Genomic DNA, 12,079 nt, shown 5'->3' with positions numbered 1-12,079 from the left:
ACCGCCGTATACGGATCCGTACGTACGGTGGTGTGAGAGGTCGGATAATCAATTAATGATTATCCTCCTACTCGATGATTTTTTTAAATTTAGTTGACAATGAAAATCATTTTCACTTATTATATAAGTGAAAATGATTTTCATTATTAATACCGTTGGAGGAATTGCTATGAACATGATGAATAGCGCTGTCCAAGGAGCTACTGCTGTTTGTAAGGAGAAAAACGGAAAGTACATAGTTGCAATTGAAAGAGAAGGAATTTTCCGAATGAAAGGTCTTTATTTAACAAAACTTTTTTCTTTTCCCTTTCGGATAGTAAAGCTTACAAAGGTCGGTTCACTGCTGTATGGAGTTGGTGAAAAAGGGGTGTTTCTTCGAAGTAGTGATGGTGGAAACACATGGAGTCATAAGTCCTTACCAACAACCTCAACGATTTGGAGTGTAGTTGGTAGCACTTATGGTATGGTCATTACTCATGGAAATAACTGTTTATATTTTTCATATGATTTTGGCTTAAATTGGAGTTCAATTACTCCATTTGAGAAATTAAGAAGAAATTCGCCAGCTATACGCTCATTATGTTTGTCAGGGCATTCCTTATTTATTGGTACGAAAATTCATCGACAATATGGAGGGGTTTGGAAACTAGATCTAAATAATTTAACGATGTCTTGGATCAAAAGGGAAAATGATTTTATGGTTTCATGCTTAATTGTTCATGAAAATCAGCTATTAGCTGCTGGGGGGACATGTAAAGGTTCAAAAGGAAAAATTCAATCTTGTTCCCTCCCTAAGAGTCATGATGAGTATTTTTGGAATTCCGTAAATCAAGTTAGCATGCAGGCGAGTTTTTTAGATGTGTCAGAAGATGACGGATTTATTTTTGCAACATCATCACAGGACAAAGAAGGTAACGCCACAGTTTCACGAGTTTATTTAGAACAAAATATTATTGTTCCTTGTAATGTCGTTAAGGGGCACGGTTGGAGAATTGCAAATGATCAACAAGATTATGTTGTAGCAGGTCATTATGAATTAAAGCATTCTACTCAAGCATATTACCCGAACAACAAAACAGCCAACAATAATAGTAATTTATCCTAAATTAATAGATTGAAAGGGGAATGTTAAAATGAGTGAAGTTCTACTTGTGTATGCTAGTATGTCAGGAAATACAGAGGCAATTGCGGATTTAATTGAAGAGGGGTTACAAGAAGAGAGTATGAATGTGACGAAGCTAGAGGTAATGGATTGTGATGCTGAACAGTTAAACGCATTTGATGCTATTATTTTAGGAGCCTATACATGGGGAGATGGCGAACTTCCTGACGAATTTTTAGATTTGTACGATGAAATGGCTGGGCTAGACTTAACAAATAAACAATTTGCAGTGTTTGGGTCTGGAGATACTGCATATGAAATTTTTTGTGGTGCTGTAGATTTATTAGAAGCTATGATTGAAGAAAGAAATGGTCAAATTGTACAGCCAGGACTTAAAATAGAGCTAGGACCAGATGGTGAAGAAGAAACGTGCAAAGGTTTTGGGAGAGAATTTGCAAAAAAAGTTAAATTAGAAACTAGTGTTTAAGTTTATATAGACGAATTATCGAATATTTTGTATAATTAAGTCGTATCTCAATGAATCGAATAGTTAATGAGCTTTAAGGTCACTCATATGGGTGTGAAAAGGGAAGTTGGTGTAATTCCAACACGGTCCCGCCACTGTAAGTACTAATACTCTTTAATAAACCACTGTCATACATGATGGGAAGGTAAAGAGTTATCATTGTACGAGTCAGGAGACCTGCCTTAAAGTATTGTGTAGCCTTCGCGGAAAAGGTAAGCAGTGTGATAAGATCTAACTCTTGAAAAAGAGTACCCTTTGTTCGAACTAGAACGACACATAAAGGAATGTTTTCAGCATCCAAGTGTCACAAGGCTGGTCTATTAAACTGAAACCAAAGCTCTCCTTTGAAGGGGAGCTTTTATTTTTTTACATACTTTTCCGTTCTGTAATTCTATCATTGAATACAAAAAGGATATATACAAAAAAAGGGGTTGGAGAAAATGAAAAAATGGTATATGTGGTTAGTTGCTGCATTACTGATTGTTGGGTTATTAACAGCATGTGGCACAGAAAACCAAGAAGAGCGACAATCAGATGAAGCACAGACTGAAGAAACAGAAGAGCAAACGACTGGTAGCGGGGAAGCTGCTGCTTTTCCGATAACAATTACTGATGCGTTTGAAAATGAAGTAACGTTAGAAGAAGAGCCTGAAAAGATTGTAACTTTAATTCCTAGTATTACAGAGACGGTTTTTGCACTTGATGCAGGTGACAAAATTGTAGGCAGAACAGATTGGTGTAACTTTCCCGAAGCTGTATTAGAGATTGAAACAGTAGGTGGAATGGATTTCGATGTGGAGAAAGTTATTTCTCTACAACCAGATGTGGTTTTAGCTCATGCTTCAGGAGCACATAGCTCAGCAGATGGCTTAGATCAATTAAGAAACTCAGGGATAAAAGTTGTAATTGTAAATGATGCAAAGCAACTTGAAGATGTTTATAAGAGCATTGAGATGATTGGGGAAGTAATAGGAAAGACCAATGAAGCAACAAATGTTATTGAAGATATGCAAAATAAAATAACTGAATTGGCAGCAAAGGCAGAAGAAATTCCTGAAGAAGATCGTGTTAATGTATGGGTTGAAGTCTCACCTGATTTATATACACCTGGTAAAGATACATTCTTAAATGAGCTACTCCAACTACTAAACGCAACAAATGTAACAGGTGATCAAGAAGGTTGGCCTCAATTCACAGAAGAAGATGTAGTAAGTATAAATCCAGATGTAATCATTACAACATATGGCTATTATATTGAAAACCCTAGTGAGGAAGTAAAAGGTAGATCGGCATGGAAAGATGTTAATGCAGTTGCTAATGATCGAATTTACGATGTAGAAAATGATACGGTAACACGTTCAGGACCTCGCCTAGCGGAAGGAATGGAACAACTTGCCAAATTTATTTACCCAGATGTTTTCGAAAACTAATATACTTGTAGGGTATATTTCAGCAATAGCATTTTTGTTTTTTTCTGTAGTAATAGGGATTGCAGTTGGAAGTGTACCTATACCTTTTCTTGATGTAGTTACAATATTAGGAAAAGAATGGATGGGGCTACCTTTGGCTACAGAAATTGATGTGATGTATATAAACATTGTGATGGAAATCCGTTTTCCGCGAGTATTATTAGCAATGTTCGTTGGAGGAGCCCTTGCATTAGCAGGGGCCGCTTTCCAAGGTTTTTTAAAAAATCCACTAGCCGATCCTTATACACTAGGAGTTTCTTCGGGTGCTGCAGTGGGTGCTGTGGCAGTTATGTTTTTTGGTATTACTCTACCATTTCTAGGTTTTTATACTTTACCTGTTATAAGTATTATTGCTGGCTTTTTTACTTTATTTTTAGTGATATTTTTTGCGCGTGCTCTTAATCGCTCAATGGCTGCACATACCGTTATATTAGTAGGTATTATACTCAGCTCTTTTTTAGGTTCATTTATTTCTTTAATGATTGCCTTAACAGGAGAAGAGCTAAGACAAATCATAGGCTGGTTAATGGGAAGCGTCTCTATGAGAGGTTGGAGCTATGTTTATTTAATTGCTCCGTTTTTCTTAGCAGGATTTTTGATTTTACTTTTTAATGCAAAAGAATTAAATGCACTAGCTTTTGGAGAAGAAACTGCTAAACATCTCGGTGTTAATATTCAAGCTCGAAAAATGATGATTTTATTTGGAGCAGCTTTGTTAACTGGATCAGCTGTAGCAGTCTCTGGGACGATCGGTTTTGTCGGTTTGGTTATTCCTCATCTAACTAGGTTAATATGGGGACCAGATCATCGCCATCTATTACCGCTATCTGTTTTAATTGGTGGAGGATTTCTAGTACTTACTGATTTAGTAGCACGTACATTAATTGCTCCAACCGAGTTACCTATTGGAGTCATCACGGCTCTTGTCGGTGGTCCAGTCTTTGCTATCATCTTAATCAGACAACGACATAGATTATAATACTTCATGGATGGAGTGAAATGCGATGATGTTACAAGTAAACGACATTAGTGGAGGATATGGAAATGTCAATATAATTAAAGACGTTTCATTCTCTGTTTCCAAAGGAGAAATCTTTGGTGTCCTTGGCCCAAACGGTAGTGGGAAAACGACATTATTAAAGATGGTTAGTGGGCTGATTTCTACACAATCAGGGGAAATCATTCTTGAGGATAAAAATATATTAGCATATGCCTCAAAAGAATTAGCTAGACAGATGGCAGTATTACCTCAACAATCAGATACATCTTTTTCCTACACGGTTGAAGAGGTTGTGCAGTTAGGACGTTACCCGCATCAAAAAGGGTGGTTTCAAGTTGGAAATAAGAAAGACAAACAAATTGTCGATGAGGCGATGGAATTAACAGGAATTTATCGATTTAAAGATATTCCTTTGCATTCTTTAAGCGGTGGTGAACGGCAGCGTGTCATGCTGGCACGTGCTCTAGCACAAGAACCAAAAATACTACTTCTAGATGAACCTACTAATCACCTCGACATCTCGTACCAAATGAGTTTGCTAGACTCATTGAAACAGTGGTCAAAGGAAAAAGGTTTAACGGTTATTGCGATTTTACATGATTTAAATATGGCAAGTTTGTATTGTGATCGTATATTACTTCTTGATGAGGGAAGAGTTAGCGCACTTGACCGTCCAGCACATGTTATGAATGAAAAAAGGTTACAAGAAGTGTATAAAGCTAAAGTGGGTAGAAGAGAACATCCATCTGTTCCTAGTCCACTTATTACACTTCAGCCCAAGCAATGTTTATCAACCGAGCGGTCGCTCATAAATCGATTAAAAATTGAAAGAAACCGAGAATATATAAACATTTCGAGTCCTATTCCACTTAAAACCTACTCTTCAGCTGTCATTGGTGCAGGGTTTGGCTGGAACTCAACATTTATAAACCGTCATGTTCATAAAGATTATAACTGTGATTGTGCTGAAAGTGAGTACAAACAATATTTGAGTAATCTCGGAATTGATTATGAAGGTGCTGTAGGAATGATGACCGCTGCCATTTTAGAGGATGGCTCTTTTAAAACGTATTCGACAGATGAATTCACTGTTTTCGTTGTTGTAACTGCTGGTGTTTCAAATGCAGTAGATGCCTCAATGGCGTATTTGCAAAAGAATGCTTTGCAAACAGTTGGAACAATTAATACGTGGATATTTATAGAAGGTCATTTATCTGATGCTGCTTTCGTTCAGGCCGTGATGACTTCAACGGAAGCCAAAGCAAAAGCACTATTTGATCAGAATATTAAAGATCCTCAAACAGATACTCTTGCTACTGGAACCTCTACTGACAGTATTATGGTTGCTGCTTCACAAACAGGAAATGAACAGCCTTATGCAGGAACAATTACGTCATTAGGAAAGACAATTGCAAGAGCGGTGCATGAAGCGACATATGAGGCCGTAAAAAGGAACAAAGAAAGAAGGAGAGTTCAATGAGCTTTGTTATTTACAATTTGATTGCACTTTCCTTAGCTGTAGTGATTGATCGAATAATAGGAGATCCTCGAAATATTCCACACCCAGTCGTCGGAATAGGGAAGATGATCTCTTTTTTTGAAAGAAAGCTAAACGGTGGGAAAAAGAAAAGAGTAAAGGGTTTTTTCTTTTTACAAACTATTGTTATAGGAGTATTTCTTACTACAGTTGTTCTAATTATCCTAGCCTATTTCATTCATCCTTTTGTTGGTGTCATCGTTGAAGCGATTATCATTTCATTTGCAATTGCTCAGCGTAGCTTAAAAGAGGCAGCGGAAGAAGTATTTAAACCTTTAGAGGCAGGTAATATTCAAGAAGCGCGATTAAAGTTATCTTATATTGTTGGAAGAGATACTGAAAGTCTTTCTGAGTCTGAAATCATTCGTGGAACCGTTGAAACCGTAGCTGAAAATACTAGTGATGGAGTAACTGCGCCACTTTTCTTTGCCCTAATAGGTGGAGCACCACTTGCGATGCTTTATAGGGCTGTAAATACGTGTGATTCAATGGTTGGTTATAAAAATGAAAAGTATATTGATTTTGGATGGGCGTCAGCCAAGTTCGATGATGTATTAAACTATATTCCGAGTAGGTTAACTGGTATACTTATGATTTTGTGTAGTCGTAGCTTCGCAAGTCAGAAAAAATCGAAATGTTTTCGAATATTATGGACAGATGCGAAAAAACATCCAAGTCCAAACAGTGGGTGGGGTGAAGCCGCTGTTGCTAGTTTGCTAGGGATACAACTAGGTGGACAAAATCAATATAAAGGTGTTATGTCTAATCGTGCAAAAATGGGTATTCCAACTATGCCAATTTCCTCTTTACATATAAAGCAAGCGATTCAAATCATGCATAATACCGTTGTTTCTTTTGTGTTAACGCTTTGGTTGATTGGAGGTATTTTATTATGGTTTTACCTAATCATGGTGCAAACCCACAATACTTTGTAAATGCGCTAGGTTTACAATTGAAAGAAAATTCGATTGACTTTAGCGAAAACGTAAATCCATTAGGTGTGCCTAAAGCTGTCCTACAAAAATGGGAGGGTTATGGCCGAACCATTCATTCGTATCCTGATCCTTATGCCTCTAAATTACGAGAAAAGTTAGCTTTGCAAAATAACATATCTAAAGATCAGTTATTAATTGGTAATGGTGCAGCTGAACTTATTTTATTAATTGCAAACTATTTTCGTAAAAAGAAAATACTTGTCGTAGAACCGACGTTTTCAGAATATCGAGAGGCTTGTGTTGCCTATGAATGTGAAGTTATAAGGTTTCAACTATTTCACGATGAAAACTGGCATGTTAATTTGGAAGGTCTGTTAGAAGCAATAAAAGATGTTGATGCTATGTTCTTGTGCCAGCCAAATAATCCTACGGGTACGATGCTAGATCAGGCTATTCTACTCAAGTTAATACAGAGGGCAAAAGAAAAGGATGTAACTGTCGTTATTGATGAAGCCTTTTATGACTTTAGTGATAAGGAAGTAAGTATTCTCCCTTACATAAATGATCTTCAAAATATTATTGTATTAAGGTCATTAACGAAAATGTACGCGATCCCATCGCTTAGATTAGGTTACTTAATTTCAAATGATGAGGTAGTTAATAAACTTAAAAAATTTCAGCAACCATGGAGTGTCAATGGTATTGCGCAACAAGTTGGACTTGAGTGTATAAGTGACGAACAGCACGTCATTAGGACGAGGACCTTTATTAGGTCAGAAAGAGAATGGTTGTTTCATGTTTTAACCCAGGTAGGCTATGAAGTGTCACCATCTGTTGTAAACTTTTATCTATTAAAACCCAAGGGGTCAAACGAAGATTTAAAACCGCTAATTATTTTTATGATTGAAAATGGTATTATACCTCGGCACACTTATAACTTCTTAGGTCTAGAAGGAAAGTATATTCGTTTAGCTATAAAGACGCGCGCTGAAAATGACATGCTGTTAAATGTGTTAGGAAGGTGGATACAGTAATGATCATTTTTATTACTGGGGGAGTGCGAAGCGGTAAGAGTACATTTGCCTTACAAGTAGCAGAGAGAAAAGTGGAGAAAAGCGGTGTTATTCATTATATTGCAACGAGTACACGAAGTGATATTGAAATGGATGATCGTATTAATAGGCATATTGAAGAACGCCAAATGCGGGATAAGCGTTATGTGACTCATGAAAAAAGCACCCATATCGAAAAGTTAATGGTTCATTTTAAAGAGGGCGATGCTGTCATTTTAGATTGTTTAACAGGTCTGGTCACAGCAGAGTTTTTTTGTAGTATTGACCAAGGGATAGAGCTATGGAAGGAGTCTTTATTTCAACAACAACTACTTGAGCGTCTTTCAGATACTTTTATGGTGATGCAACAAAGTCCAATTCCGTGTATTGTTGTAACCAATGAATTATTTGATGATATTATACCCAATGATAAAAGTACAATTGCTTATTTAAAGTTAATGGGGCGTATTCATCAGAAAATTGTGTCCATATGCACTCAAGCATACTTAGTGGAAGCTGGAATTCCGCTATTGAAAAAGGATGTGGAAGTAAGATGAAGGGAATTATGCTCCAAGGAACAGGTTCAGACGTTGGTAAAAGTGTTCTAGTCACTGCGCTGTGTCGAATACTTGCTCGTAAGAATAGAAAAGTGACTCCATTTAAATCGCAGAACATGTCTAATAACTCTTATGTTACTGTTGATGGGAAAGAAATTGGTAGAGCGCAAGGAGTACAAGCAGAAGCTGCTAAAACGGAAGCCAATGTTTATATGAATCCAATTTTACTAAAACCGCGTAGCACGATGGATTCTGAAGTTGTTCTGTTCGGAGAAGTGTACTCAACTTATTCAGGACGAAGCTACCGCGAACACTTTTACAAAAAGGGAATTGAAGCGATTAAAAAAGCATTAACAGAGCTTGCAAAAAGACATGAATATGTAGTAATTGAAGGAGCAGGCAGTCCTGTCGAGGTTAATCTAAATGATCGTGAGCTTGTAAATATGAAGGTGGCACAAGTAGCAGATGTTCCAGTTATTTTAATTGCTGATATTGAAAGAGGCGGTGTGTTTGCTAGTGTTGTTGGTACGCTTCAGCTACTATCTAATGAAGATAGAAAGCGTGTTAAAGGAATTATTATTAATAAGTTTCGTGGTGATAGTAGTCTATTTACGGACGGTGTTTCATGGATCGAAGCATACACAGGGGTTAAAGTTGTTGGTGTCATTCCTTATTATGATCACATTTCAATCGAAGGAGAAGATTCCCTTTCAATTCAAAATAGCCTAATTAAAGAAGGTAAAAAAGGTGATAACGGTTTAGACATAGCTATTATCACTTTACCGTATGTTTCAAACTATACCGACCTAGAACCACTTGCAGCTGAAAAGGATGTTTACTTACGTTTTGTAAAAAACAAAACAGAGTTTGGAAATCCTGATGCCGTTATTATTCCAGGGACCAAAAGTACATTTCATGACTTGAAGTATCTTAAAGATAACGGTCTTGATATCATCCTGCAGAAGTATGTAGAAGCTGGAGGAACGCTTGTTGGACTTTGTGGCGGGTATCAAATGCTTGGAGAGCTGTTGATTGATGAAGCAGGTACGGATACTGACCTTGTTGGTAATAAGATGAAAGGTCTTAATATAGCACCTCTTAAGACTTATTTTAATGAAAAAAAATTGACGATACGTTCAGAAGGAAAACTTGGGTCCGAACGGTGGAATTGTAGTAAGAAGATTTCAGGGTTTGAAATTCATCTGGGGAGAACATTGACTACGGCAGAAGATGTTGAACCTTTTCTAATGATTGAAAACCGACCAGAAGGTGTTTGTCTACATGAGGGAAAAGTAATAGGTACTTATTTACATCATTTGTTCCATAATGATGAATGGCGTGCTTCTTGGTTAAATCGAATAAGAAAAGATCGAGGAATGCAACAATGTGCAGTGCTTAATTTAGCGGAAGTTAGAGATCAAGGTTATGAAAAGTTGGCTGACCATGTAGAAACATATCTTGATATCGACTATATCCTCGATGTAATTGAAAGTTGGAAGGGCAATGGACAGCAATCGTAAAAGTAGTATGTTCGACGGTCTCATTTTGGCATTACAGTTGTTAACAACTATACCTATTAGAAAAGAAGTTCCTTGGACAAAGCAAACAGCTTCTATATCTGTTGCCTTATACCCATTTATTGGTCTAATTGTTGGTAGTATTACTATGGGCATATCATTATTATTTGTTGAATGGCTCTCACTCCCAACAGCTGTTAGTAGTCTATTTCTATTATTATGTATTGTTTCCTTAACTGGAGGTCTTCATCTTGATGGTTGGATGGATGTGAGTGACGGATTTTTTTCAAGACAGGAAAAAGATCGAAAACTTGAGATTATGAAAGATTCCCGAGTCGGAGCTTTTGCTGTTCTATCTTTATTCTTTTTACTTGCTGGAAAGTATATTTTTATTTTTCAAGTATTAGAAATTACCGAACAGTATTGGTTTTATTTTTTTATAATTCCATTTTTTTCTAGGTGGATGTTGGGGAGTTCTTTGCTAATAGGAAATCCAGCTAGAAAAGAGGGGATGGCATATTCTGTTCAACAGAGCGTAATTCCACGAACAAAGTTTAGTTTTCTTATTTGGGGGCCACTTATCCTACTCTGTGTCTATATTGTTTTACCAGATTTCTTTATAGCTGCAATAATATTAAAGGTAATATCAATTATTATTCTAATAGTAAGTTTTTCTTTTTTTAATAAACAGTTTGGAGGAATTACGGGAGATACATTAGGTACATTGGTTGAAGGGGGAGAGGGCATTCTATGGCTCGTTGCATGGCTGTTACTCTTTTACGACATAGTTTAACTGATTATAATGAGCAAAAGAAATATTTAGGTTGGACGGATATACCTATTAATGAAAAAGGTAAGAAACTACTACAGTCATTACAGCAAAAGTATAGTTATCCTAAAGGGGACGTTATCATTTCTAGTGATTTGATAAGGTGTGTAACTACAGCTGAAATACTTTATCCTAATACGCCTATTGTAAAGGATGTAAGATTGAGAGAATTCAATTTCGGTGATTGGGAAGGTCAAACCTACGAGCAATTAAAAGAAAATCCTTTATATAGGAGTTGGCTAGATAATGTTAATCAGACGAAACCTCCTAAAGGTGAGACATTTTCTTATTTTCAAACTAGAGTTATGAAGAGTTGGGAGAAGTTAATAAACGATGCTGTTGACCAACAATTCCAACATGTGATAATCGTAAGCCACGGTGGCCCTATTCGCTTACTTCTTTCACAATTATTTCCTACAAAAAAAAACTTTTGGGAATGGAGTATTAATTACGGTCAAGGATATACATTGGCTAATGATGTTGACGGATTGAGGAGGGGTGAGCAGTGGAATTTATTACAGGAGGCGCCTTTCATGGCAAAGGAAGCTGGGTATATTCGAATTATAAAATAGACCATGTAGATGAATTTGTTTGTTATAATGGGTATGAAAATGATGGTATCATTCAAGATCTTTATAAACTGCCCAATCGACAGCTATGCGTCATAACTGGGATGGAAATGATCATTAAGCGCATTCTTTATGAACCTAAAGGCCGATCACAATTCAATCAGCTTTTAGAGCAATGGCTTGAATGGGAGCAGCTTCGCGAGGATCGTATGCTAATACTAGTTGGCAGTGATATTGGGAAAGGGATAGTACCTATCAAAAAAGAAGATCGACAGTGGCGTGATTTAGTTGGTTGGTGTTACCAAGATATTGTAAAACACTCTAACAAAGTATATCGAGTTTGGTATGGTATTTCAGAACAATTAAAATAATGGAGGAATGTATAATGCGTTTGTATACACGTACAGGAGACGAAGGAAAGACAAGTGTTATTGGTGGCCGATTAACAAAAGATGACACCCGAGTAATTGCTTATGGTACAACTGATGAATTGAATTCTTTTGTTGGGCAGGCGATTACACAGCTTGACTCTGACGTTTTTGCGGATATTATTAATGAACTGGTAAAAATTCAACACGAGTTATTTGATTGTGGTGGAGACCTAGCAATGCTGGAAGCAACTGAAGCTCGTCCTTTTAAGGCAAAGGATGAAATGGTAACGTTCCTAGAAGAACGTATTGATGAATATATAAAGGAAGCACCAGAACTTGAGCGGTTTATTCTTCCTGGTGGGTCTCCAGCAGCGGCAACTATCCATGTTTGCAGAACCGTAACAAGACGAGCTGAACGTTATGTTTCACGTTTACAACGAGAGTCTGAAACAAACCCTGTTGTATTAAAATATTTAAACCGTTTATCGGATTATTTCTTTGCGATTGCTCGTGTTATCAATCATCGTTTAGGTGTAAAAGATGTTGAATACGAGCGTAGTGCTATCGTCTTTCGAGAAGGCAAACGGAAAGAAAAATAATAGAACGTACGAAACA

At 36.9% G+C, this 12,079-nt stretch carries 13 protein-coding genes and 1 riboswitch; all 13 genes read left to right on the top strand.

Annotated features, from left to right (window positions below):
• Nucleotides 1–169 precede the first annotated feature (169 nt).
• The 13 genes from GKP30_RS22340 to GKP30_RS22280 all read left to right on the top strand — a co-directional run bounded on the left by GKP30_RS22340 (nucleotide 170) and on the right by GKP30_RS22280 (nucleotide 12,063).
• Complete coding sequence (locus GKP30_RS22340) at nucleotides 170–1,105, top strand: WD40/YVTN/BNR-like repeat-containing protein (RefSeq protein ID WP_216831680.1); 936 nt, start codon at nucleotides 170–172, stop codon at nucleotides 1,103–1,105.
• Between the two features lie 28 nt (nucleotides 1,106–1,133).
• Complete coding sequence (locus tag GKP30_RS22335) at nucleotides 1,134–1,589, top strand: flavodoxin (protein ID WP_216831679.1); 456 nt, start codon at nucleotides 1,134–1,136, stop codon at nucleotides 1,587–1,589.
• Nucleotides 1,590–1,648: 59 nt separating this feature from the next.
• A riboswitch (cobalamin riboswitch) is annotated at nucleotides 1,649–1,827 on the top strand.
• Between the two features lie 241 nt (nucleotides 1,828–2,068).
• Nucleotides 2,069–3,058, top strand: a complete 990-nt coding sequence (locus GKP30_RS22330) for an ABC transporter substrate-binding protein (protein WP_216831678.1) — start codon at nucleotides 2,069–2,071, stop codon at nucleotides 3,056–3,058.
• A complete protein-coding gene (locus GKP30_RS22325; RefSeq protein ID WP_407928661.1) occupies nucleotides 3,021–4,076 on the top strand; it encodes a FecCD family ABC transporter permease in 1,056 nt (351 codons plus the stop codon). Before GKP30_RS22330 ends, GKP30_RS22325 begins: the two co-directional genes overlap by 38 nt.
• Before the next feature lie 25 nt (nucleotides 4,077–4,101).
• A complete protein-coding gene (locus GKP30_RS22320) occupies nucleotides 4,102–5,577 on the top strand; it encodes a heme ABC transporter ATP-binding protein (protein WP_328703202.1) in 1,476 nt (491 codons plus the stop codon).
• Nucleotides 5,574–6,569: an adenosylcobinamide-phosphate synthase CbiB gene (cbiB, locus tag GKP30_RS22315; RefSeq protein ID WP_216831677.1), complete on the top strand. Its 996-nt coding sequence runs from the start codon at nucleotides 5,574–5,576 to the stop codon at nucleotides 6,567–6,569. The genes GKP30_RS22320 and cbiB overlap by 4 nt, the downstream gene beginning before the upstream one ends.
• On the top strand, nucleotides 6,527–7,603 hold the full coding sequence (gene cobD / locus GKP30_RS22310) for a threonine-phosphate decarboxylase CobD (RefSeq protein ID WP_216831676.1): 1,077 nt from the start codon (nucleotides 6,527–6,529) through the stop codon (nucleotides 7,601–7,603). Before cbiB ends, cobD begins: the two co-directional genes overlap by 43 nt.
• Entirely contained in the window at nucleotides 7,603–8,178 is a 576-nt protein-coding gene (locus GKP30_RS22305) for a bifunctional adenosylcobinamide kinase/adenosylcobinamide-phosphate guanylyltransferase (protein WP_216831675.1), read from the top strand. Before cobD ends, GKP30_RS22305 begins: the two co-directional genes overlap by 1 nt.
• Nucleotides 8,175–9,698, top strand: coding sequence for a cobyric acid synthase (locus tag GKP30_RS22300; protein WP_216831674.1), 1,524 nt, complete (start codon nucleotides 8,175–8,177; stop codon nucleotides 9,696–9,698). Before GKP30_RS22305 ends, GKP30_RS22300 begins: the two co-directional genes overlap by 4 nt.
• Complete coding sequence (gene cobS / locus GKP30_RS22295) at nucleotides 9,682–10,488, top strand: adenosylcobinamide-GDP ribazoletransferase (RefSeq protein ID WP_216831673.1); 807 nt, start codon at nucleotides 9,682–9,684, stop codon at nucleotides 10,486–10,488. The genes GKP30_RS22300 and cobS overlap by 17 nt, the downstream gene beginning before the upstream one ends.
• On the top strand, nucleotides 10,446–11,096 hold the full coding sequence (locus GKP30_RS22290; RefSeq protein ID WP_216831672.1) for a histidine phosphatase family protein: 651 nt from the start codon (nucleotides 10,446–10,448) through the stop codon (nucleotides 11,094–11,096). The genes cobS and GKP30_RS22290 overlap by 43 nt, the downstream gene beginning before the upstream one ends.
• Entirely contained in the window at nucleotides 11,030–11,464 is a 435-nt protein-coding gene (locus tag GKP30_RS23660) for a bifunctional adenosylcobinamide kinase/adenosylcobinamide-phosphate guanylyltransferase (RefSeq protein WP_216831671.1), read from the top strand. The genes GKP30_RS22290 and GKP30_RS23660 overlap by 67 nt, the downstream gene beginning before the upstream one ends.
• Before the next feature lie 14 nt (nucleotides 11,465–11,478).
• Complete coding sequence (locus GKP30_RS22280; protein ID WP_216831670.1) at nucleotides 11,479–12,063, top strand: cob(I)yrinic acid a,c-diamide adenosyltransferase; 585 nt, start codon at nucleotides 11,479–11,481, stop codon at nucleotides 12,061–12,063.
• Nucleotides 12,064–12,079 lie beyond the last annotated feature (16 nt).

The organism is Alkalihalobacterium elongatum (assembly GCF_019024285.1).
Taxonomy (GTDB): domain Bacteria; phylum Bacillota; class Bacilli; order Bacillales; family Bacillaceae_F; genus Alkalihalobacterium; species Alkalihalobacterium elongatum.
Note: the sequence above shows the minus strand (reverse complement) of the source record. Positions and strands in the feature narration are given on the sequence as shown.